This is a genomic window from Moraxella sp. K127 (genome assembly GCF_015223095.1).
Classification (GTDB): domain Bacteria; phylum Pseudomonadota; class Gammaproteobacteria; order Pseudomonadales; family Moraxellaceae; genus Moraxella.
Map to the genome: position 1 here is coordinate 14,111 of NZ_JADFBZ010000014.1, position 23,366 is coordinate 37,476.

The window sequence follows — 23,366 nt, forward strand, 5'->3', positions numbered from 1 at the left end:
GGTGATGTATGCCACAGCGAATTTATCAAAACTTTTTTGAATTACAACGCCATTACAAAAGAAACAGCATGGTGTTATATGCGTTATTTGTCATGGCGATGATGATTCATGTATTACTTGCCTTATTATTTTTTATGATAATATGGTATGTCATCTTTGGTGATTTAAGTGGTTTTGCTTGGTTTTGGGTACTGATTCTTGTACCCAGTTATTTTATCATGAGTGTTTTATATCATTATAATAAAATCAGCCATGATAATGACTTTTTATTAAAAGACATTGATGTCACACGCTTATTTATTAATATGTCAGGCGTGGATTTACCTGTTAATCATTTTAATGATGATAAAGATAATAATAAAAATAAAAAAAGACAACAGGTGATTTATGCCAAAGACATCAAAGACTTTGAACCAAAATATCGTCGGTATTATGAATTTGCTGAGCAGTTAGCCATTGCGTCAAACATTACTTTACCTAAATTATACGTCATGGATGAGACGGGGGTAAATGCCTTTGTGGCAGGGGTGAATCAAGCCAATATGATGCTCGTTGTCAGTAAAGGGACGTTAGAATTAGATAATGAAAGCCTTTATGGACTTATTGGGCATGAATATGGGCATATCTTACATGGCGATGCCAAATTAAATGTGCAAATGTATGTCTTAATGTCGGGGCTGTCATGGCTTTATGATGTTGCCGATGGCTTAGAATGGCTATCCAAATGGCGACAAAAACCCAAAGCCAAACGCTATCAATACCAAGATGATAAAGGCGAAAGTCAAGAATATGTGATTGTGATGGGTACGGGGCGATTGTCCATAGAGTTTATTTCTTTGGTGATTCGCTTATTGGGCTTTTTGGGCATGGCAAGTAGCGAATGGATAAAACAGCATTTTAACCGTCAGCGTGAGTTTTTGGCGGATGCGACATCGGTACAATTAACCCGTAGCGATGGCGTGGCAAAATTATTGCAAACCCTGCAGCGAACGCCGTATTTGGCACACGCCCAAAAACGCTATACCACGCATTTGAGTTATTTTTTCTTCCTAAACCCCCAAGATGCCCAGACGTCTATTAATTGGCGTGAGCGAATGGGGCATATGGGTAGCACGCACCCGAGCAACCATGAGCGAATACTGGCGTTGAATGAGCATTATTATGATGACTTTGCCAAGATGGCGATTGATGATTTGGACGTGAATGTATTACAACAAACTCATGATAAAATGATGCTTATCAATTGGCATAAAAAATCAGGCGTGAGCGATTATAAAACCGTGGAGTTGGTATTATGTGATGATAAAGATATAGGTAAAGATAAAGATGCTCATTTATTTGTGAGTCCTAGTGATGATAAAAAAACGATTGACATTGCTATTTATAATAATGACATTGAAATATCACAAGATAAAGTGATTAATGGCAGATTGGTTGTGGATAAATCGTGGCAAGCCCAAGGCGAGATGATATACCCCAAACAAGCCAGAGCTGATTATGAATTAAAAAATATTCATCATGTCAATATGACTCATGTCAAAAGCATGACACTACCCCTTATCATCGCCCGTTATTTGCGTAATGATGACCTACATCGCCCCATGAGTAAATTGTTTTCGCTGTTTTATGCGATTGTCTTTTGTCATGATAATGATGGGTTTTATTTATCCGACTCACTGGATTTGGCGAATGTTTTTTATGTAAAATTAGATAATAATGATACCATAAAAATAGATAAGTCTTTATTAAAAACCGTGGCAGAGATGGATAGGCGTATTGATAATGGCTTATTAATGCTAATTTATCAGCGTATTATCAAGGATTTGGAACATGATGATAAACAGGTTTTATTAAAAAATGATGTTCATCATCTATTGGTATTTATCAACAAGCCACATCATCAAAATAATCATCACGATGATTTGAGTCTATTATGGCAGGGTGTGCATTTATATCGTTTATTGGCGATATTTGCCGATGATATGGATGTTACTGATAAACCATTATTACAAAAGCTGACATTCATGTATCATAAATATGACATGGACATGAATGATTGGATAATGATAACAGTAATGATATATATGGTTATGGCTCATTATGATGATGGCGATGACATAAAATGCCGTGCAAGCATACAACGGCTGATTCAGCTTATCAATCATGAGATTGTGATTGATGAGATGGACATGACAAAATTAATGCAAGCCATGAGTGCATTTAGTGCGATAGATATGGCGTTATGGCTGTTAAAATATCAGCAGAAAAATACATTGACGGCTAAGCGATATATTGATACACTACATACCGCTTTATTGGGCGATGGGATATTGTGTGAGCGTGATTATGAAATATTATTAACCTTACATCAATATTGGTGTCCTGATGATGAATTTGTTTTGTATTGATTTTCAATAATAACCACAAAACTTTAAAACTACTACAAACACAATGATATTTGGGTGTAGGGGCGTGCTGAGCACGCTTATCAACAAAGTCATCAAAAGAGCATGTAGAACCAGCCCTTGCAAGTCTGTGATGTATATTAAATCTCTTTCCAAACTAAAAATAAACCCTTATAAGTATTGGAGTTGAAGTTTTTAAAAATCCATAAAAATCAGGGTTTGGAAAGAAGTCTATTAAGTTATTTGTAAAATTATCTTGGCAAAACGCCCCATATAACATGAATACCCTGTCTGACTGTCCGCCAAAGATTGCCCAAAGTCGCCATATCCTAGCGTTGGCGGGCATACCTTTGTGGGCAAAAAGACATTCAGTAGTAGGGCAGAGTAGGGCAGAGATTATAGCCCTACCGCCTGTGTATGACCGCTTGCAACCCAATCCACGCTTGACTCATTTGTTGCCTGATGAGTTGCCTGCCAAGCAACATGACAAACCAAAAACTACGCCAAATACCAAGCCAACATCGGACAAAGCACAAATCTCATCTGCTGTGGATGTCAGAGCGTTGCTTAGTCCTGTCAGTTCATCTGCCGATAATCCGCCATCTGCTGATTTAGCACCTAGCGACATCATAAATAAACAACCACCCCAAGCCACGCCCGAACCACAAAGAAAGCTGGGGGGTAATACAACAGATGAGCAAGCCCAATCCACAGCCCAGCCCCCAGTCCAACCAAATCCCATAACCAACCTTGCCCAAGCCCAGCCCTTTGCTTCGCCTGCTCATCTTGACATCCGCTTTGCTCTACAAGGCGTGCGGTTCGGACAGTGGGTGCTGATTGTAGATATGCTACTGATGAGCCGTGATGAGCAGTCGCTATGGCAGTCGCTCAAAAACGCCCTAAGTAATCAAGCCAATCATCAGCCCATTACTGCCTTTTATCGTGAGATTGGTTACCCATTGGTCAAAAACGAGTTTCGCTCGGACGTGGAGCTAAACCCCGCCCAATATACCTTTGACGGCTTTGTCATTGGTCTTTGTGTGTCGCCCACCCATCATCAAGCGGTGCAAGTGGCGTTTTTGACAGATACGCCCACAGGTGTCATCGCCCAAACCACCCAAACCTTGCCGAGTATCCGCCAAATGATGACTAATCCCGCCCCAAAAAAGCAGTTTTGGCAAACGGTTGTGGGCTAAGTTGTGGCTAAATGTGCCGATAACTGTTAAAATTTTGCCAAAAATCTGCTACAATGCCCTATCATTTCCCCATCTTTAAAGGATAGCTATGAACCGTCTTGCCAATTTTTGTGCTGGCCCTGCCACCATGCCCACCGAAGTCCTACAAAAAGCCCAAGCCGAGCTGTTAGATTGGCGTGGCAAGGGCGTTTCCGTCATGGAGATTAGCCACCGCAGTGCCGATTATATTGAGATTGCCACCAAAGCCGAGCAGGATTTACGCACGCTCATGGGTATCTCGGACGACTATGCCGTGCTGTTTTTGCAAGGCGGTGCGTCATTGCAATTCTCTGCCATTCCCTTTAACCTGCTAAATGGCAGTACGGCTGATTACCTAAATACTGGCACATGGTCAGAAAAGACCTATAAAGAAGCCAAACGCTATGAAACGCTAGGCTTAGGTAAGATTAACTTAGTCGCACAGGGTAACGGCAAAGACGTACCCACGCCTGACACTTGGGAGCTGACAGACGGTGCGTCCTATTTTCACTACTGCCCCAACGAGACCATTCACGGCGTGCAGATTTTTGACACCCCAAAAGTAAATGCTCCTATCGTGGCGGATATGTCGTCTTGTATCCTATCTGAGCCAATTAACGTAAATGATTTTGGGCTGATTTACGCAGGGGCTCAAAAGAACATCGGACCTGCTGGCTTGACCCTTGTCATCGTCCGCAAAGATCTAATGGAGCGTGCAAGTGCGTGGTGTCCTAGCATTTTAAATTATAAAAATCAAGCAGATAGCGACAGTATGCTCAACACGCCGTCTACGTTTGCATGGTATTTGTCGGGCTTGGTGTTTGAATGGCTATTGGCAAATGGCGGAGTAGAAGGTATTGCCAAAACCAACCGAGCCAAAGCCGAACTACTGTATCAAGTGATTGATAATTCTAGCTTTTATGACAATGCTGTAAATCCACGCCACCGCTCTATCATGAACGTGCCGTTTACGCTTGCCGACAGCGAGCTTGATAAAGTCTTTTTGGAAAAATCCAAAAATTCAGGGCTGTTAAACCTAAAAGGTCATCGTGTCGTTGGTGGTATGCGAGCGAGCATTTATAATGCCGTAACCTATGAGCAGGTGCAGGCGTTGGCAGATTTTATGAAAGAATTTGAAAAAACGCACGCTTAATTTTATGATAATTTGACATAGGGGGTGGATTTGGTTCGCCCTTATTTTTACAACCGACCAGTCGGTTTTTTATATTATGGAAAAACTCATGCACATTATCCCCATATCGATTTTAAATGACAATTATGTTTGGCTTATCGCGAAGGACGACAACGCCATTGCCGTGGATATTGGCGATGATAAGCCCGTGCTGGATTATCTATATCAGCATAATCTTAACCTATCTGCCATTTTAATCACGCATCATCACGATGACCACATTGGCGGTGTGGCAAGTGCCAAATCCGCTTATCCCAATGCCAAGATTTATGCCCATAAGTCGCACCTTAACGCCATTGGCATGACCCCTGATGTGGCGTGCGATGAGAACAGCGAATTTGACCTGTTAGGCTTGACTTTTAAAGTATGGAAAACGGCAGGGCATACCGACACGCATTTGTCCTATTTGTGCGATATGGCTAATACGACCCATGTATTTTGTGGCGATACGCTATTTAGTGGCGGTTGTGGACGGGTGTTTACAGGGACGATTGGGAAGTTATTTGATAGCATGGAGCGGTTTGATACCTTGCCTGCTGATACGCTGTTTTATCCCACGCATGAATATACGCTCTCCAATCTCAACTTTGGCTTGTCGGTATGTGATGAGACGACCAAAAAAGAGATTTTGAGTTATAAAAATACGGTGGAAAATGAGTTAAAAAACAATATCCCGTCCCTGCCAACGTCTTTAAAGCAAGAACGGCTGATTAACGTCTTTTTGCAAACGGATAATGAAGCGATGATAAATAATATCAAGCAAATTTATCCCTTAAATCATGACGATAAATTATCGGTATTTTCGGCACTGCGTGAATTAAAAAATAAGTTTTAGACAGGTAGATAGATCACTGTCCAAAACATGCCCAAATATGGTAATACGCACCTACTGTAACTATTTATCACTCTTCTTCTGTTTCATAAGTGAACGATTTAAAAAATAAAAATATCCCAAAAGCGACAATCACACTAAGTAACGGCAATGACAATAATAAGCATAAAGCATAAATCATTGCAAAAAACATAAATAGCATGGAGACACCAACCAGTATTTGTAGGCTTAAATTCGCCATAGGGTGTAGCCAGTGCATTTTGTCATTATGGGCAAATAGATGAATACCAATCGGCAAACAAATAATAACCCACAATAAAGGCGTATATGCCATGATGAATTTTTTAACTTCTAAATCCTGAGTTATTAAAACCACGCTCGGATAAAATACCGCCAATATCAAAAACACAAATACCGCCACCCAATACGCCTGTATGACAAAAGGATTGCCATAGCGATTGGCTCGCATGAGCGACCACCACAGTCCAAATCCTGCCAAATGAGTCAAGAAATAGCTTGGTTTGTCATACAGCTCGGTAATATTCGTTACGCCGTCTATGACAACTTCATGTTCTTTCCAAACCCGATAAAATGAAAATGACAGAATGCCAAAAATTAACGGCAATGAAATATATAAACTTCTTAAAAAATGAGCATTGGGCTGATAGGCATAATCTTGATAAGAAAACTCACTGGGATTGGCAAATAAATGCCAACGTAATTGCCAAAAAATCATCATGGCAAATACAAATAAAGCAATCAGCAAAACATGGCGATTTAACCATGACAAATCGCCAGCGATGATTAAGGAAATAATTGAACCTATTAAAAACACCCCACCAAAAGCAAATGCCAGATAAATGGGTCTAAATACGCCTTTATTGACACATTGATTTAATAAGCCATATTCTTTATCATGATTTAGGATATTGTGATACAGGTTATTACCATTTGAGTTTTCTTGTTCTTGATTGGCGTGTCGGGTTAATAATTCATTGACCTTTTGTAAATCATGGTTTAATACAAGCAGATATTCAGGATAAAAAGATTTTTTGATAAAATGCCATAAAAACACCGCCCGATTTCTGGGTTTTGGCGAATAATAATAATTATATAAGACAGGGTAATTATCCATTAAAAATTCATGGAATTTACCATAAGTCGAAAAGGGCGGTGCTTGGTATTGATACCGCTCTTGCAACTCAATCAACCGAGACCACGGATAACGCTCTATTTGCCATGATTGTATGATTTCATGCCACGCAAATGTCCCAAACGCATGGCGATAGCTTTTGGGATATTCGGCATTTGACCATGTCAAAAAGTCCAACAATACCTGTTCATAATCCATACGTTCATCAAGGGCGAATGTGTACAAACTGTCGGTTTGGGCGTAGAGTACGTCAAGTAGGGCTTGGTCTTTGTCTGCCACGTCATCATCATTGTCAATGTCATACCACAACGAGCTAAAATGTGGGCTGTTGTCCACGTCCTGCCAATCATCATCGCTGTTATGGCTGTCATCGGCTGTCTTATCATAAGGCGTATCGTGCGAATGCTCGTCATCGTCCGCCAATGGCGATTTATCCAGTAGCGACTCATCAAACGCACTGGTATAATTTGTGATGATAAGCCCGTGTTGGCTAGGCTTGGCTATGTCCTTTGTGTCATCATGATTGTTATCAAGATGATTAGTCTTGTCATCGTCCGCACATTCATCGCCCACGCTGTCATCTTGCCAATCATCATCTTGATAATCATCATCGTCATCATTGGCATAATAATAGCGTGTGGCAAGGGCGGTTTCATAGGCTTCACGCAACGCCTTAAAGCCGTCTGGATTTTTGTCGGGTTTGTTGTGTTTGAGCTGTTTGGCATAAGCCTTTTTAATGGCGGATTCGTCATCGGTCGGCTCTATGCCCAGTATTTGCCATGCCGTCATCACCAGTCGTCCCTGCTTTCTATGTTATCCAAAAATTCACCAAATTTGACTTGGGCGTGGCGGATTTTGTCGGTGTCTTGGCTGTCAAGCACGCTCTCAAACCATGCGATGAGTCGCCCCACTTCGTCCCTGTCATGTCCTAGCCGTTGAGAGTACAAGCGTTCGGATCGTGCGATGAGCGTGCGACTTTCTAGCGTGTCTCGTGGGTGGATTTTTAGGGCGGAAAGTTTGTCTTTAGACGCTTTTAGCTCGGTGTCGGTTAGGCGTTTTGCCCCATTTTCTATCACAAGATTGTGCTGATTGCCCCCTGCGTCTATGTCCACTTCCAAAAGCCCGTTCACGTCATAAGAAAAACGCACGTCTATGGATAGCTCGGTGGTTTTGCCTTTGTAGGCATGGGGGACTTTGACGGTGATTTCGCCCAGTTTGATGTTATCCTTGACCAGCCGAGCTTCGCCTTGATAAATGCCAAATCGCACTTCGGTTTGGTCATTATAAACAGGGCTAAAATTTTGCACACGACTGGTAGGAATGACCGTATTTCGCTCAATGATAGGGGCAAAAATGCCGTCCCGTCTCTCGGTTTCACTTATCTGCATACTGGTCTGCACCCCAAGCGAATAGGGCGATACGTCTGTCAGAACCAGCTCATCTAAGGCAGAATCTTCGGCGATAAGTCCCGCCTGAATGCTCGCCCCAATGCCAATGGCTTCATCAGGATTTAGGCTTGCGGTGGGAAAACGCCCAAGCAGACGGGCTATCATCTTTTTAAACATGGGCATACGAGTAGAACCGCCAACTAACACAATGGCGTCCAACTCTCGCACTTTTAGCCCTGCATCTCGCACCGTGCGTTCTATGGGGGCGGTGATTTTGGCAAATAGGGACTGGCAGAGTGTCTCAAACTCATCGTCATTTAGTGTATAATTGTACTCTTTTTCATCAAGCGTTAGACGAATCTCGGTGTTATTTTGGGTGGATAAGGTTCGTTTGGCAGACTCACAAGCATCGTACAGCAGAGCGTAATGACGTTGCCAAAAGTCGGCAGGCGTGCCTTGTTTTTCGTGATGAGCGATAAAATCTTTGATGATGATGTCGGTAAAATCTTCTCCGCCCAACAGGTTATCCCCTGCGGACGCTTTGACTTCCATGACCCCTGCAAACAGTTCAAGCAAGGTAACGTCAAACGTCCCTCCGCCCAAATCCAGTACCAAAAATTTGCGTTCATCATCGTCATCATACTCATGCAAGCCATACGCCATAGCGGCGGCGGTCGGCTCGTTGATGAGACGGACGACATTTAGCCCTGCAAGTGTTGCTGATGTTTTGGTGGCTTCTCGTTGGTGGTCGTTAAAGTAGGCAGGCACCGTAATGACCACGTCCGTAACGTCATACCCCAGATGTGTTTGTGCGTCTTGTTTGAGTGATTTTAGGATAAGTGCCGACAGCTCTTCGGGGCTAAACTTTTGGCTGTGCTTGCCTGTGGTGAGCGTGTAGGTTTTTTGGCTTCCCATAAAGCGTTTAAAGGTGCTGGCGGTGGCGGTCGGGTGGCTAATCAAGCGTTCTTTGGCAGGTTCGCCAACCAAAATCCGCCCGTCATCGTCCACGCTCACCACAGACGGCGTTAGCACCTTGCCAAGTGCGTTTGGGATAAGTGTGGGTTTGCCGTCTTTAAAATAACTGATGAGGCTGTTGGTCGTCCCCAAATCAATGCCGACTATCATAATAATCCTATTTTTAAAATGAAAATAAGAATTATAACAGATTTTGGCGGTAAAATGGGTTATTTTAAGAGTTTGGGATTGTTAAATAAAAATATATTTTAAAATTTGAATGTGTAGGGGCGAATTGCAATTCGCCCAAAAATCAACATCTTATCAAAGGGCAAATGTGATTTTCCCCTACAAATTTATCCAAAGGTATAGTTAATGAATAATACCAAAAGTTTAAATCATGCCATTTTACCAAAACTATGCCGTCAGATAAATTACCGCCCAAAATATGCCTAAGACAGCACAAGCAATAAGTAGATTTTTAGCCAATTCTTTATGATAACTTATCATCGCTTGTTTGTCTTTTCTGATTTGAAAAATGCTAAACAAGTATTTTAAAAATCCCCTGACAAAAAACGCCCCAATCATACCGACAAATATATGCCCTAGATGATAGGTTTTAAAAGATATGGGTATAATTTTATTGCCCTTAATCTGATATTCAGAATGGCTCATATACATAGCACTTTCATTGATAAACAGATAGTTGCCATTATCCAACTGTTTTAAACAATCTTCTATGCAATCCTTGTCAGGTATGGTTAATGGCAGTTTGGGATTGGTTTGATATTCTTGCCACGTTTGACGATAATAGCCATTATCGGCATCTGTACCAATTATCATAAATCCATCATGGGGCGTATCATTGAGCTGATAACGCTCTGTGTTTAATTCGCTGATACCATGAGAAATGACACCTGCTAAAACAAACCATAGGATAATTAAGCCTATGGTTTTGATAGTGGCATAAAGGAATAATAAAAAGGCTTTTAGCATAATAATGTAAAACTAGGCAAGTTTTTCTTGGAGTAATGCCAAAATTCCTTTTAAGGTTTTTAATTCATCATCTTTTTGGGCAAGTAATTCATCTTTATGAGCGATAATGAGTTGCAATTTTTCAATTTCAGCTTGTGATTTATCTCCGCTATAATAATTGCCTTGAAAATTATTGTATCCACCATTCAACTCATAGATAATATTATGTTCTTTATTTGGGATTAAATCAAAGATATTAACTTCCAAAATATCAGCAATCTGTTGTAGGCGGTCAATGCTAATCCTAGTTTCACCACGTTCAATCTTAGAATAACCACTTGGGGAGATTTCCAACGCATTTGCAATCTCTTCTTGTGTAAACCCCTTGGTTTCTCTTATGTCTTTTATTTTTTCAAAAACCAGCATACAATTCTCCACTTTTTCGCCAGTAAATTTCACTTTTTGGAATGGTTAAGCATATCACGAAATGATAAAATCATCAATATATTCAATCTTGGAGAAATTTACCATGAAAAAACCTTCTTTGGCTATTGTGGCGGTTTTGCCATTATTTTTAACAGCGTGTTCTGACCCAACATGGAATAAAGCAGGTGTTAATCTATACGAAACCCAAAACCAGTTGGCAAAATGTCAATATGAAATTGGATTGGCAAAGGTCAGTAAAGACGAAAAAACTGCTTTACTAAATCAATGCATGAAATCAAAAGGATTTAGATATAACTAATCTAATTTGAAAATTCCAACCATTAAATTTTACCTAATAAAAAACTGGACAATCAACCTTGTCCAGTTTTTTATGCCAAATTGACAATCACTCAACTTGACTCACATCTCTCACTGCCCCTGTATCGGCACTTGTCGCCATAGCGGCATAGGCTCGCAAGGCTTGGGACACATAGCGTTCACGGTCTACAGGTTTCCACGCTTGTTTGCCACGCTCGTTCATGGCGGCACGGCGTTTGGCAAGCTCATCGTCCGATACGTCCAGATGAATGGTGCGGTTTGGAATGTCAATCTTGATGATGTCAAACTCTTCCACAAGCCCAATCGCACCACCTTCGGCAGCCTCAGGGCTTGCGTGTCCGATAGACAGCCCCGATGTACCACCGCTAAATCTGCCGTCCGTGAGCAACGCACACGCCTTGCCTAGACCTTTGGATTTTAGATAAGACGTGGGGTAGAGCATTTCTTGCATACCAGGCCCGCCTTTGGGGCCTTCATAGCGGATAATGACGATGTCGCCTGCCACGATTTTGTCCGCCAAAATTGCTTCTACTGCACTGTCTTGGCTTTCAAAGACTCTGGCACGCCCTGTAAAGGTCAAAATGCTCTCGTCCACGCCTGCGGTTTTGACCACACAGCCACGCTCGGCAATGTTGCCAAACAGCACCGCCAAACCGCCGTCTTGACTGTACGCAAATTCTTTGGAGCGGATACAGCCCGATTCACGGTTCAAATCAAGATTGCCCCAGACTTTGTTTTGGCTAAATGCCTGCGTGGTGCGTACGCCAGCAGGGGCGGCAATGTACAGCTCTCGGGCGGTTTGGTTATCAGGGTTCATTACGTCCCATTTGGCAAGGGCGTCCGCTAGGGTCGGGCTATGCACGGTTGGCACGTTGGTGCGGATTAGTCCTGCTCTATCAAGCTCCGCCAAAATCCCCATCACGCCCCCTGCACGGTGCACGTCTTCCATGTGGTATTTTTGCGTGGCAGGGGCGACTTTGGATAGGCACGGCACGGCACGAGATAGACGGTCAATGTCCGCCATTTTAAAGTCCACGCCTGCTTCATTTGCCGCCGCCAATAGGTGCAAAATGGTGTTGGTACTACCGCCCATGGCAATATCAAGGCTCATGGCGTTTAAAAATGCATCTTTGGTAGCGATAGAGCGTGGCAAAACGCTATAATCATCTTGTTCATAATGGCGTTTGGCAAGCTCAACAATCAGCCGACCTGCTTCCAAGAAAAGCTCTTTACGCTTGGCGTGCGTGGCAAGTAGTGAGCCGTTGGCAGGCAATGACAGCCCCAATGCTTCGGTTAGGCAGTTCATGGAGTTGGCGGTAAACATACCCGAGCATGAGCCACAAGTTGGGCAAGCAGAACGCTCCACATTTGCCACGTCTTCATCGCTGATAAGGTCATCGGCGGCATCAATCATCGCATCGACTAGGTCAAGTTTACGTATCTTTTTACCACTCTCATCGGTAATGGTCTCGTGCGTCATGTGTCCGTCATGTACTTCGCTTGCCAGCACCTTGCCAGCTTCCATAGGGCCGCCTGAGACAAAGACCACAGGGATATTTAGGCGTAAGGCAGCCATGAGCATACCAGGGGTGATTTTATCGCAGTTGGAGATACACACAAGGGCATCTGCACAGTGGGCGTTTACCATATATTCCACGCTGTCGGCAATCAAATCACGGCTTGGCAAGCTATACAGCATACCGCCATGCCCCATGGCAATGCCGTCATCCACGGCAATGGTGTTAAATTCTTTGGCAACGCCCCCTGCCTTTTCAATCTCACGGGCGACAAGTTGCCCCATGTCTTTTAGATGAACATGACCCGGCACAAACTGCGTGAATGAGTTGGCAATGGCAATGATTGGCTTATTAAAATCATCGTCCGTCATGCCTGTGGCACGCCATAAGGCTCTTGCCCCTGCCATGTTGCGACCGTGTGTGGAAGTTTTTGAGCGGTATTGTGGCATAATTTTTTTTCCTAAATTGGCGGTTGGCTAAAAGGGTTATTTTAGCACTTTTTAAAGGATAATATTTGACAAATTTTATTTATAATTTTTATAAATTTACAAACTTTTAATTATAAAAATACAATCATTTAACTTTAAAATGCACCAATGGCAGTAAGGTGTGTATTACGCACCCTGCCATACGACAAATGAATTGTTTAAAAGTTAGCATTGGTGCAAATTGGGATAATTGACCATAAATCAGCATTTTACAAAAATCCCTTGCCAAATTCGCCATTTTGGGCTACATTTGCACTTTTATTTATCCAATCTGCATCAAACCAATTTAGCCCATTCATCTAAGTGCCTGCCATGACCACATCTTACAAATCCGCCATTGTCTTTTTTGTCACCCTTGTCCTATTTTTGATGAGTTTTTATTATCTTATCCAAGTGTGGCTTATGGTATTTGCGTCCATTTTGGTGGCGGTGTTTTTGCTAAGTTTGGCACGGCTCACCTGCCAAATTCCCAAAGTGGGCGACTACTTTGCCAAACTGCCCCACGGCGTGCAAGTCGGTGCGGTAACGGTGGCGGTGCTGTCGGTGGTGGCAGGGTTTTTGGCGATGTTTGGCTCGGAGCTTGTCGCCCAATTTCAAGACATGAAAGAGCTTGCCCCCAAGTCCTTTGATGCCATAAAAGAGTACGCCAAGGGCTATCCTGTCATCTATGAATGGCTGACCCAAAATGCGTGGGCAGTGGAATTTCAACAAGACCCCAAGGCATTTTTTGCCAAATTCCAAGAAAACATTGTCGGCGGATTGCCTGCATTTTTTGGGGGTATGTTAAGCGGTTTGGGGACGTTTTTTGTGATTTTGGTGGTGGGGCTGTTTTTGGCATTATCGCCAAGCGTGTACACCAAAAGTGCCATTGCCCTTGTGCCAAAGCCGTATCGAGACAAGGGCGAATACCTGCTAAAACGCAGTTATGGAGCGATAGAGCAATGGCTCATCGGGCAGTTTGTGGTCATGGCGTTTGTGGGTGTGGCGACAGGGGTGGCGTTGTGGCTTATGGGCATTCCGTTTGCGTTGGCAATGGGCGTGATTGCCTTTGTGCTGGATTTTGTGCCTGTGATTGGTCCTTGGCTGTCGGCGGTGCCGATTTTGCTCCTTGTGCTGATTGTCTCGCCTGATTTGTTACTGTGGACACTTGTTATGATTGTCGTGGTTCAGCAGTTAGAAAGCTATGTGGTCGCCCCAATGGTGCAACAACGACTCATCGACCTGCCCCCTGTGGCTCTGCTACTTTCGCAAATCATCATGGGAACGCTTACTGGCGTGCTTGGCATTGCCATGGCGACACCGCTTATGGTGGTAGCGATTGTGTGGGTGCAGGTGGTGTATGTGAAGTTTGTCTTACAAGATTATTCAATCAAAGTGCTTGACCAAAACGAAAACGACATGAAAACCGACCCCTATGCCGATTATGACGCTTATAAGGCAAAAAGCGAGCCGAAAGTGGTGGTGTTATCTCCAAAGCAAGAAACGGACGACACGGACGAGAAATCTTAATTGTGAAATTTTTAAAAATAATCATTCTTAACCCCTTGCAATTTGTACAAAATTTAAGATAATATACCGATTGATAATTGTTATCGTTTCTTACTTTTTTATCCGTTTTGTATAACTTTTTGTTATGATCAATGCTGTTTAAACCCAAAAACAGCGTTTTTCTTTTGTGGGCTTGTGATGATGACTTTTGAGCATTCTAATAAATACAAGGTGTTGGCGGCGGCTGTGGCGATTATTTTGCATGGCGTGGCAGGCGTGGGTTTGGCGACCATGCAAATGCTCCATATCGAGCCACCCAAAATCACGCCACCGCTTGAAATTCAGATGATTAAGCTTAATAACGAAGAGTCGCCCGAGCCACCAACTCCCATACCTGCTCCTGAGCCAACGCCCACCCCTGCACAGTCTGTGGCAGCACCTGCCCCACCAAAGGCAAGTCCACCACCACCAAAAGCTCCCGCCTGAGTCTAGACCTGAACCCAAAAAAGAATCTGTTAAACTCGAATCCAAAGAACCGCCCAAGGTTACAGAGCCACAGGTGGACATCATCGCTCAGGAGCGGGCTCAAAAAGCCTTTGAACTACAACAGCAAAGAGAGCGAGAACAGCGTGAGCGTGAGCAACAAGAAAGAGAACGCCAAGCTGAGCGAGACAGACAAGCTGAGTTAGCACGCCAACAAGCTGAGCGAGACAGACAGGCAGAATTGGCACGCCAAAAAGCCGAAGCCGATGCCAAAGCCCGTGCCGAAGCGGACGCAAGAGCAAAAGCCAAGGCAGAAGCCGATGCTCGTGCCAAAGCCGAAGCCGATGCCAAAGCCCGTGCCGAACAAGGTCAAGGCAGGGGCGGTGATGGTAAAGACACCAAAACCGACAATAAAACTGGCAATAAAGACACGACAAAAAGTGGTGGTACTGGCGGCGGCGAGCTAAAAGGTCAAAATCTTGGCACTGTCTCCAATGCCAGTTGGCAAAGACCGCCGAATTTTCGTGGGCTTGATTTTAGTGAAGTGTCGGGTACACCACCACCTTTTACAGTAACACTGACGGTAGATGCCACTGGTAAAATTACGAATATATCTGGTATTAATACGGGTAATGCAAACCTAAACAGACAAATCAGGCGAGCATTAACACAAGCCAGATTACATCCCTTTAAATCAGCAAGTGGTCAGCCGATGTCAGGTACTGCAAGCTATGGGATTAATTTTAATGAAAAAAATTAGCATACAACAATTTTACTTAACCCATTCTTTATAAGGAATGATTATGGATTTTGCACATTATTGGCAATATACTGACATGGTCAGTAAAACATTATTTTTTATCTTGATTGCTTTGTCATTGGTTTCATGGTTTGTGGGTATTACTCGCCTGCTTAGCTCTCGCCAAATGGCAGGCGTGATTGGCGATGAGCTCACTGCCGAGATTGATAACGTCAGCAAAGATTTTGGCGAGCTTGATTTTAATCAACGCAAAATCATCACCGAGCAGAGCCTGTTACAGAACATCGCTCGCTACCGTTTTGAGCTTGAAAAGGGCTTATCGGTACTGGGTACGACCGCTGCCATTGCCCCATTTATCGGGCTGTTTGGGACGGTGTGGGGGATTTTTCATGCCTTGCATTCTATCGGTCAGAGCGGGCAGGCAGGACTTGCCCAAGTGGCAGGGCCGGTGGGTGAAGCCTTGATTATGACAGGTTTAGGTCTGGCGGTGGCGATTCCTGCGGTGGTGTTTTTTAACATCATCACACGTATCAATAAGCGTGCCATTCATCACGCCAACGATACCGCTCACGCACTGCTTGCCCGTGTGGCTCGCTAAGGGGGCGATATGGCATTTGAGCTAGGCGACAACGACAATGGGGGCATGAATGAGATTAACCTTATTCCCTTGATTGACATCATGCTGGTACTCATGATTATCTTTTTGGTTACGGCAACGGTGCTAAACCCGACCGTACCGCTTGATTTACCAAAGACATCGGCACAGGTCAATGACATGCCCCCCGATGTGATACAGGTGAGTATCAATGACAAGGGCGAGATTTTTTGGGACGAGACCAAACTGAGCCTAGATGAGCTTTCCGCTCGTTTTGGCGAAGAAGTGGCAAAAGGTAAAGACCCACAGGTTCATCTGCGTGCTGATAAAGAAGGCAAATATGACACAGTCGCCCAAGTGCTGGCAACGGCAAGTGGGGCAGGGCTGACTAAGATTGCTTTTGTCAATGAATAAATACTTTTCAATCAATAAAGCCCTGCATTATGTGGGGTTTTATTTATTTGGGCTAAAAATGCGTATCCGTCCAAAACCCAAATTTCATGATATAATACAAAAAATTAACTACACAACATTCAAAAATGCGTATCCGTAAACTCTTTAAATTTGAAAATGCCCACATCGTCCGTAACTGCACGTCCGACCGTTGTAGTCGTTCCATTCATGGGCATAGCTACCAAGTGGAGCTGATTTTAGAAGCCCACGCCCTTGACAATGGGCAAATGGTCTATGATTTTGGGCTATTAAAGTCGCACATCAAGGACTTGATTGACAGCTTTGACCATGCCATTACCTTTTGGGATAAGGACGATAGCGATTATATCCGTGCGTGCAAGGACTTTTCGGCTCGCTGGATAAGCCTGCCTGTGTCGCCGTCTGCCGAGCAGTTTAGCCGTGTGATTTTTTATTGGGCGGACAAAGTCATGCAAAATACCACCACCCAAAATGGCGAAACAGGCGTATCTGTCTATTCGGTCATCGTCCACGAGACCGCCACAGGCTATGCTCAGTGTTTTAAAGAAGATGTGGAAAACGAACGCATGGGCAAATTGTCGCTGGATATGTTTGATTTTAGCGAACAAGTCAAAGCCGAGTGGGGCGATAGCGAGCTGTTTGATAAGCTAAAACGTGGTGAGAAATTTGTCAATCCACAGCCGTTAAGACAGGTTAAAGTATGACGGATAAGGGTGTTTATTTAAATGAACAAGAATGGGAACGAATGTTGCAAATTCTACAAAATCCGCCCGAACCCAATGAAAAAATGAAAGCTCTTTTTGAACGTGGCAAAACATTATTTGCCAATTGTGATGATACTCTTAGCGATGATGAATACCATTATTTTAAACAATGAAACCGACACCGAGCGTCTTGCCAACGCCCTTGCCAAAATCAATCCCACAGGCAGTCTGTGGCTATCGGGCGATTTGGGGGCGGGCAAGACGACCTTTACCCGTTATCTTTTGCGTGCATTAGGGCATACAGGGGCGGTAAAAAGCCCAACTTATACCCTAGTTGAGCCGTATAGCATCAACGGCAAGCCCGTGTACCATGCCGACCTATATCGCCTAAATGACCCAGAAGAGCTGGATTTTATTGGCTTTTTTGAATATTTTGATGAGTCAAATTCGCTGGTTGTCATCGAATGGGCAAGTCGTGCCGAGAGCATTTTACTAAAGCCTGATATAACGATAAACATTACAAGACAAGCCGATGAGAGTAGGGCGGTTCAGATTGTTGGGATTGAGCTAGAGTTGTCATGAATTTACATTATCAATCCCTGCCTGATAACACCGTCCTATCCCTTATCGCCCCGACTGCTAGCGGTAAGACCGATTTGGCGTGCCGTCTGTATGAGACGGGGCGGTTTGAGCTGATTTCGGTGGACAGTGCGTTGATTTATCAGGACATGAACATCGGCACAGCAAAACCGACCGATGATGAGCTTGCCCGTTTTCCGCATCATCTCGTTAATATCATCAAGCCAACCGAAACTTATAATGTGGCGACTTTTGTGGCGGACGTGGAGCGACTCATTGGCGACGTTCACACACGGGGTAAGATTCCGCTACTTGTGGGCGGTACGATGATGTATTATATGGCACTACTTGACGGCTTGTCCGCCGTGCCTGACACCGACCCCGTCATTCGTGGACAGGTCATGGCGTGGCTGTCTGACAAAGGCATTGGCGAGTTGTACGCTTATCTGCAAATGCACGACCCTAAGATTTGTCAGCGTCTAAAAATATCCGACACCCAGCGTATCACAAGGGCAGTAGAAGTGCATATGCAGACAGGCACGCCCATGAGTGTTTGGCAAGATACGCCCAAAGTCGCCCCGTGCCAAAATCCGCACCAATATTGGCTAACCCTATCGGTAGAGCCTGAGCGTGCGTGGTTACATGAGCGTATCGCCAAACGCCTTGATATCATGTGGGAGCAGGGTCTGGTAGATGAAGTGATTTATCTTTTGCAAAAATACCCCGACCTAACGCCTGATATGCCGTCCATGCGGTGCGTGGGCTATCGGCAGGTATTGGAATTTTTGGCGATAACCGACCATGAGATTATGCAAATTTCCCCCATTTGGCAAGCGTTTGCTCTAAATTTACAAAAAAACAACAAAATGACTGCCGAAAATGGCAAGAATTTTGTAACAAAAGGGCAAAATATGCATGATATGGCTTGCCAAGACATGAAAAATAAGGCATTATATGCAACAAGGCAACTGGCAAAACGCCAATCAACATGGCAAAAACAACTGACCAGTTTACCCCAATTTATAAACGCCAACGAAATGAATAAAACAAAGGCCAGCATAACAAGTGACCCCCAATCACAGCAACGGATTTTTTCATTTGCAAGCATGAAAGACGCACAAAATGAGCTTTTGGCGTGATTTTTTAACGTATTTTTCCAAGCACCGCTGGTTGCTTTTTCTTGTGTTAATTTTGGAGAACAACAATGTCAAAAGGGCAAAGCCTACAAGACCCCTTCCTAAACGCTCTGCGTAAAGACCGCATTCCTGTATCTATTTTTTTGGTGAATGGTATCAAGCTACAAGGTCAGATTGAGTCATTTGACCAGTATGTCGTATTGCTTAAAAATACCGTCAGCCAAATGGTCTATAAGCACGCCATTTCTACCGTTGTCCCCACTCGCAACCCACGCACAGATGGTGCAACCCCTAGCACAGGTACGGGTTATCCGTCATCGGTGGGCGTGATGAGTGGCAATAACTATCAAGGCACAGGCTATCCTAATGCAGGCTTTGACCGTCAAGGCTTTGGCGGTGGGGCGGGCACGACCCGTCCTGTGGGTGGCTTTACTCGCACTCCGCCAAACCAAGGTTTTAGCGGTCAAGGCTTTGAACGTGGTGGCTATCCACAAGGGGGCATGGGCTTTAATCAGGGCTTTGAGCGTTCAGGTTTTGAAGAGCGTGGTTTTGATGGTAAAGGCTTTGAGAAAAATGAACGTGGTTTTGATGGCAAGGGATTTGATAATAAAGCCTTTGACAACAGCACCTTTGACCGCCAAGGGTTTGACAAAACCAATGACGATGAATGACGTCACTCGTGGTAATTAACCATGCCAAAAAGCTCACATGATGTGGGCTTTTTTATCGTAAAAGTTTTTATGATAAAAGTTATCGCAGTTTGATAAAAATTTGCCATAAAACATCGTCAAATATGGTATCATACCTATTTTATTTTATAGACTATCTGCCACTCATGAATGACCAAACCCCGAACACAGCCGACCTTGATACTGACTTTATCAGCGTGGGCTTGACCGCCATTAATACCGAACAAGAAGCATTGGCACTACTTAAAAATGAGCTTGATGAGCGTTTTGTGCAGGCGTGTCAGGCGATTTTGGCGTGTCGGGGGCGTGTCGTGGTGACAGGCATGGGCAAAAGCGGGCATATCGGGCGTAAGATAGCGGCGACATTGGCAAGCACAGGCACGCCTGCGTTTTTTATGCACCCAGGGGAAGCAGGGCATGGCGATTTGGGCATGTTGGTACAGGGCGATGTACTGATTGCCATTTCTAATTCAGGGCAGTCTGATGAGATTAAAATGCTCATCCCTGTCGTCAAACAGTTGGGCATTCCCCTAATCAGTATCAGCCGTGACCGTCGTGGGTTTTTACCCAAATCTGCCAATATCGCTTTGACCCTTGGTAATTTTGAAGAAGCCTGTCCGCTCGGATTGGCACCGACATCAAGCACGACTGCCACACTGGCATTAGGCGATGCGTTGGCGGTGGCACTGTTGCATGCTCGGGGTTTTACCAGTAATGATTTTGCCTTGTCGCACCCAGCAGGGGCATTGGGGCGTAAACTATTGACCCGTGTCAAGGATGTCATGCACACTGAGAATCTGCCCGTGGTGCGAGCCGATACCAGTCTTGATAAGGCTCTGCTTGTGATGACGGGGGGGCGACTGGGCTTGGCGGTGGTGGCTGATGAACAAGATGATGTGGTGGGTATTTTTACCGATGGCGATTTACGGCGTAAACTGGCGGATAACGTGTCGCTATCCGCCCCCATGAGTACACTCATGACCAAGCACCCTAAGCACATAACTGCCAATATGCGAGCATCCAATGCTTTAACGCTTATGAATGAGTGTGCCATCAACCAATTATTGGTATTGAATAAGGGTAGGCTTGAAGGTGTGATTGGTATTCATGATTTGCTAAAAGCAGGCGTGAATTAACTGATTGATAACAAAAAAACAAAAAAGGAGGAGGCATGAGCGACTTAACCAAACGATTGCAGACCGTCAAGCTTTTTGCCATGGATGTGGATGGGATTTTGTCGGATGGGCAAATCATCTATGACAGCCATGGTGTAGAAACCAAAGCCTTTTATGTTCAAGATGGTGTGGGGTTAAAAGCACTCAAAAAGCAAGGGATTATCCTTGCCATCATTACAGGCAGGGATTCACCCATGGTGGTGCGTCGTGCTGATGAGCTTGGCATTGACCATGTGGTACAGGGACGAGATGATAAATTTATCGCTTTGTCCACTCTTGCCGATGAGCTTGGATTGTCTATGAGTGAGTGTATGTATATGGGCGATGATTTGCCCGACTTAAAAGCTGTGCGTGAAGCGGGTGTGGGTGTGTCTGTACCAAATGGCTGTGCCCAGATACAAGCGGTGGCGGATATTATAACCATCAAAACAGGTGGGCATGGTGCGGTGCGTGAAGTGTGTGAGCAGTTATTAAAAGCAAAAGGCGTTTATGATGCTTTTATCGCCCAATATACCTAGCCTAATACGCTTAGATTGATATCAATCAGAATTGGTAATAATAAGAGACAATCACTCATGAATCTAAAAATTATTAGCGTGCTGGGTGTGATGGCACTCATGGTTGGGGTGTGGTTTTTTTATAAAGAAGACGTCAAAATTGAACCTACCGTACCATCTGCTCCTACTGTCTTCTATGAGGTAACCGAAATTAAAGCGGTGCAGACCAATCCCAAAACAGGTGAGATTGAATACACGTTAATGGCAGACAGTTTGATAAAAAATAGTGCAGGCATGGATGAGATGAGAAATGTCAAAATGGACTGGACACCCCCAAATGGGCAAAGCCATTATTTAGAAGCCAATCTTGCCATTTTGGAGCAGACCACGGGTGATTTGTTATTGCAAGAGGGTTTTGTGTTGGTACGACAAGGCGATGATACCAAACCTAAGATGACCATCAAAGGCGACTTGCTAACAGCCAATACCAAACAGTATCAAGTGGCAAGCAACAAACCCATCAGTATCACCCAAGGTGCAGATAGTTTTATAGCACAGGGCTTTACTGGGGATTTGCAGACAGGTGAATATGAATTTTACCACATTCAAATGGAATTTACTCCGCCTAAGCGTGTAGATAAATCATTATTTTAACCATTGGACAGTTTATGAGAACATCACACTTAATATCACCCAAAATGTTGCTGGCTGTGGCAGGTATTGGCATGGCATCATCCGCCCATGCACTGCCATCGGATGCCAATCAGCCCATTCGTCTGCTTGCCGATAAAGCAACATATAGTGAGCGTACAGGTGTAACCAATTATTTGGGTAATGTCATCATTGAACAAGGCACGCTTAAAATCACCGCTGACAACATTACGCTAAACTTAGATGACAAACGCAGTATCAAAACTGCCGTGGCAACAGGTCGCCCTGCAACCATGCAACAAATCGTTACCCAAGAAAAGGGGCTTGCCAAGGGGCGAGCAAATAGGATTGATTATAATGCACTGACGGGCATCATCACGCTTACAGGCAATGCCAAACTGACCCAAGCAGGGGCGAGCTTTTCAGGTAATACCATCCGTTATAGCCTAAAACTGGGCGATGTGGAGGCTAATGCTGGCGATGGCCGCCGTGTGGAGTTGGTGTTTCCGCCGAGCGAGTCCAACAGTCAAACAGGTGTTCGCCCATGACCACGCTTGCCATGCACCATTTGGGCAAACGCTATGGACAGCGTTGGGTGGTCAAAGATGTCTCCTTTGAGATAGACGAAGGGCAAGTGGTGGGCATCTTAGGGCCTAATGGGGCGGGCAAGACCACCAGTTTTTATATGGTTATCGGGCTTGTGCCGATGGATAAAGGGCAAGTCATGCTGGGCAATACTGATTTGTCTAAAAAAGCCATGCATGAACGTGCCAAGGCGGGCATTGGCTATCTGCCCCAAGAAGCGTCTATTTTTCGTAAGCTGACCATTGAGCAGAACATTTTGGCGATATTACAGATCCGTCAGGATTTGGACAAACCTGCCCAACATGCCGAGCTTGAAAAGCTCATTGGCGAGTTCCACTTAGAACATGTACGGCATTCGCTGGGCATGAGTGTGTCAGGGGGCGAACGTCGTCGCTGTGAGATAGCCCGAGCGTTGGCAAGCAACCCTAAGTTTATCTTATTGGATGAGCCGTTTGCAGGGGTTGACCCCATTTCGGTGGGCGACATCAAGGACGTCATCACTGCCCTAAAACAGCGGGGCATTGGTGTGCTGATTACTGACCATAACGTGCGTGAGACCTTATCCATCTGCGAAAAGGCTTATATCGTGTCCGAAGGCAACATCATCGCCCAAGGCTCGCCCAATGATATTTTACAAAATGAGTTGGTGCAACGGGTGTATCTGGGTAAAGATTTTGTGGTGTAGGTTGGAGCGTGACTGCCATTGATG

General features: G+C 44.4%; 25 protein-coding genes. 20 read left to right on the forward strand and 5 right to left on the reverse strand.

Annotated features, from left to right (window positions below; all coding sequences use genetic code 11):
• Positions 1-8: 8 nt before the first annotated feature.
• From IM753_RS04505 to gloB, 4 genes are all read left to right on the forward strand, one after another.
• On the forward strand, positions 9-2,408 hold the full coding sequence (locus IM753_RS04505) for a M48 family metalloprotease (protein WP_194108767.1): 2,400 nt from the start codon (positions 9-11) through the stop codon (positions 2,406-2,408).
• A gap of 275 nt (positions 2,409-2,683) precedes the next feature.
• Positions 2,684-3,601 carry a hypothetical protein gene (locus IM753_RS04510; protein ID WP_194108768.1) on the forward strand — a complete coding sequence of 306 codons (918 nt, stop codon included), beginning with the start codon at positions 2,684-2,686 and terminating at the stop codon, positions 3,599-3,601.
• A gap of 88 nt (positions 3,602-3,689) precedes the next feature.
• On the forward strand, positions 3,690-4,772 hold the full coding sequence (gene serC / locus IM753_RS04515) for a 3-phosphoserine/phosphohydroxythreonine transaminase (protein WP_194108769.1): 1,083 nt from the start codon (positions 3,690-3,692) through the stop codon (positions 4,770-4,772).
• 88 nt (positions 4,773-4,860) lie between these two features.
• Positions 4,861-5,646 carry a hydroxyacylglutathione hydrolase gene (gloB, locus tag IM753_RS04520; RefSeq protein ID WP_227713070.1) on the forward strand — a complete coding sequence of 262 codons (786 nt, stop codon included), beginning with the start codon at positions 4,861-4,863 and terminating at the stop codon, positions 5,644-5,646.
• A 67-nt stretch (positions 5,647-5,713) separates the two neighbouring features.
• Here the strand turns inward: gloB and IM753_RS04525 are convergent, their stop codons facing one another.
• The 4 genes from IM753_RS04525 to IM753_RS04540 all read right to left on the reverse strand — a co-directional run bounded on the left by IM753_RS04525 (position 5,714) and on the right by IM753_RS04540 (position 10,572).
• Positions 5,714-7,585, reverse strand: a complete 1,872-nt coding sequence (locus IM753_RS04525) for a J domain-containing protein (protein ID WP_194108771.1) — start codon at positions 7,583-7,585, stop codon at positions 5,714-5,716.
• Positions 7,585-9,309 carry an Hsp70 family protein gene (locus IM753_RS04530; protein WP_194108772.1) on the reverse strand — a complete coding sequence of 575 codons (1,725 nt, stop codon included), beginning with the start codon at positions 9,307-9,309 and terminating at the stop codon, positions 7,585-7,587. The genes IM753_RS04525 and IM753_RS04530 overlap by 1 nt, the downstream gene beginning before the upstream one ends.
• 246 nt (positions 9,310-9,555) lie before the next feature.
• Positions 9,556-10,134 carry a hypothetical protein gene (locus tag IM753_RS04535; protein WP_065255768.1) on the reverse strand — a complete coding sequence of 193 codons (579 nt, stop codon included), beginning with the start codon at positions 10,132-10,134 and terminating at the stop codon, positions 9,556-9,558.
• Positions 10,135-10,146: 12 nt separating this feature from the next.
• Positions 10,147-10,572 (reverse strand): helix-turn-helix domain-containing protein, encoded by a 426-nt coding sequence (locus tag IM753_RS04540; RefSeq protein ID WP_156065075.1) that lies wholly within the window; start codon positions 10,570-10,572, stop codon positions 10,147-10,149.
• A gap of 70 nt (positions 10,573-10,642) precedes the next feature.
• On the opposite strand from IM753_RS04540, the gene IM753_RS04545 reads away from it, so the two are divergent.
• Positions 10,643-10,858 carry a hypothetical protein gene (locus tag IM753_RS04545; protein ID WP_065255766.1) on the forward strand — a complete coding sequence of 72 codons (216 nt, stop codon included), beginning with the start codon at positions 10,643-10,645 and terminating at the stop codon, positions 10,856-10,858.
• An 87-nt stretch (positions 10,859-10,945) separates the two neighbouring features.
• Here the strand turns inward: IM753_RS04545 and ilvD are convergent, their stop codons facing one another.
• On the reverse strand, positions 10,946-12,844 hold the full coding sequence (gene ilvD, locus IM753_RS04550; protein WP_065255765.1) for a dihydroxy-acid dehydratase: 1,899 nt from the start codon (positions 12,842-12,844) through the stop codon (positions 10,946-10,948).
• A 351-nt stretch (positions 12,845-13,195) separates the two neighbouring features.
• Between ilvD and IM753_RS04555 the strand changes: the two genes are divergently transcribed.
• The 15 genes from IM753_RS04555 to lptB all read left to right on the forward strand — a co-directional run bounded on the left by IM753_RS04555 (position 13,196) and on the right by lptB (position 23,342).
• The gene (locus IM753_RS04555) at positions 13,196-14,392 is read left to right on the forward strand and encodes an AI-2E family transporter (RefSeq protein ID WP_065255764.1); all 1,197 of its coding nucleotides are present in this window, start codon (positions 13,196-13,198) and stop codon (positions 14,390-14,392) included.
• A gap of 177 nt (positions 14,393-14,569) precedes the next feature.
• Entirely contained in the window at positions 14,570-14,857 is a 288-nt protein-coding gene (locus tag IM753_RS12960; RefSeq protein WP_227713074.1) for a hypothetical protein, read from the forward strand.
• Complete coding sequence (gene tolA / locus IM753_RS04560; protein WP_227713073.1) at positions 14,811-15,614, forward strand: cell envelope integrity protein TolA; 804 nt, start codon at positions 14,811-14,813, stop codon at positions 15,612-15,614. Before IM753_RS12960 ends, tolA begins: the two co-directional genes overlap by 47 nt.
• Positions 15,615-15,657: 43 nt before the next feature.
• Positions 15,658-16,212 carry a MotA/TolQ/ExbB proton channel family protein gene (locus IM753_RS04565; protein ID WP_065255762.1) on the forward strand — a complete coding sequence of 185 codons (555 nt, stop codon included), beginning with the start codon at positions 15,658-15,660 and terminating at the stop codon, positions 16,210-16,212.
• Positions 16,213-16,221: 9 nt separating this feature from the next.
• Positions 16,222-16,623: a biopolymer transporter ExbD gene (locus IM753_RS04570; RefSeq protein ID WP_065255761.1), complete on the forward strand. Its 402-nt coding sequence runs from the start codon at positions 16,222-16,224 to the stop codon at positions 16,621-16,623.
• A 125-nt stretch (positions 16,624-16,748) separates the two neighbouring features.
• Positions 16,749-17,345, forward strand: a complete 597-nt coding sequence (locus tag IM753_RS04575) for a 6-carboxytetrahydropterin synthase (RefSeq protein ID WP_065255760.1) — start codon at positions 16,749-16,751, stop codon at positions 17,343-17,345.
• A gap of 41 nt (positions 17,346-17,386) precedes the next feature.
• Positions 17,387-17,518: a hypothetical protein gene (locus IM753_RS13445; protein ID WP_370582826.1), complete on the forward strand. Its 132-nt coding sequence runs from the start codon at positions 17,387-17,389 to the stop codon at positions 17,516-17,518.
• On the forward strand, positions 17,490-17,927 hold the full coding sequence (tsaE, locus tag IM753_RS04585; RefSeq protein WP_194108781.1) for a tRNA (adenosine(37)-N6)-threonylcarbamoyltransferase complex ATPase subunit type 1 TsaE: 438 nt from the start codon (positions 17,490-17,492) through the stop codon (positions 17,925-17,927). Before IM753_RS13445 ends, tsaE begins: the two co-directional genes overlap by 29 nt.
• Positions 17,924-19,063: a tRNA (adenosine(37)-N6)-dimethylallyltransferase MiaA gene (gene miaA / locus IM753_RS04590; protein WP_065255758.1), complete on the forward strand. Its 1,140-nt coding sequence runs from the start codon at positions 17,924-17,926 to the stop codon at positions 19,061-19,063. Before tsaE ends, miaA begins: the two co-directional genes overlap by 4 nt.
• A 65-nt stretch (positions 19,064-19,128) precedes the next feature.
• Entirely contained in the window at positions 19,129-19,731 is a 603-nt protein-coding gene (gene hfq, locus IM753_RS04595) for an RNA chaperone Hfq (RefSeq protein ID WP_065255757.1), read from the forward strand.
• Positions 19,732-19,895: 164 nt separating this feature from the next.
• Entirely contained in the window at positions 19,896-20,885 is a 990-nt protein-coding gene (locus tag IM753_RS04600; protein ID WP_194108782.1) for an SIS domain-containing protein, read from the forward strand.
• Between the two features lie 35 nt (positions 20,886-20,920).
• Positions 20,921-21,442, forward strand: a complete 522-nt coding sequence (locus IM753_RS04605) for an HAD family hydrolase (RefSeq protein ID WP_066887790.1) — start codon at positions 20,921-20,923, stop codon at positions 21,440-21,442.
• 57 nt (positions 21,443-21,499) lie between these two features.
• On the forward strand, positions 21,500-22,075 hold the full coding sequence (lptC, locus tag IM753_RS04610) for an LPS export ABC transporter periplasmic protein LptC (RefSeq protein ID WP_065255754.1): 576 nt from the start codon (positions 21,500-21,502) through the stop codon (positions 22,073-22,075).
• A gap of 44 nt (positions 22,076-22,119) precedes the next feature.
• Positions 22,120-22,620: a lipopolysaccharide transport periplasmic protein LptA gene (lptA, locus tag IM753_RS04615; protein WP_370582575.1), complete on the forward strand. Its 501-nt coding sequence runs from the start codon at positions 22,120-22,122 to the stop codon at positions 22,618-22,620.
• Entirely contained in the window at positions 22,617-23,342 is a 726-nt protein-coding gene (lptB, locus tag IM753_RS04620; RefSeq protein ID WP_065255752.1) for an LPS export ABC transporter ATP-binding protein, read from the forward strand. Before lptA ends, lptB begins: the two co-directional genes overlap by 4 nt.
• Positions 23,343-23,366: the final 24 nt, after the last annotated feature.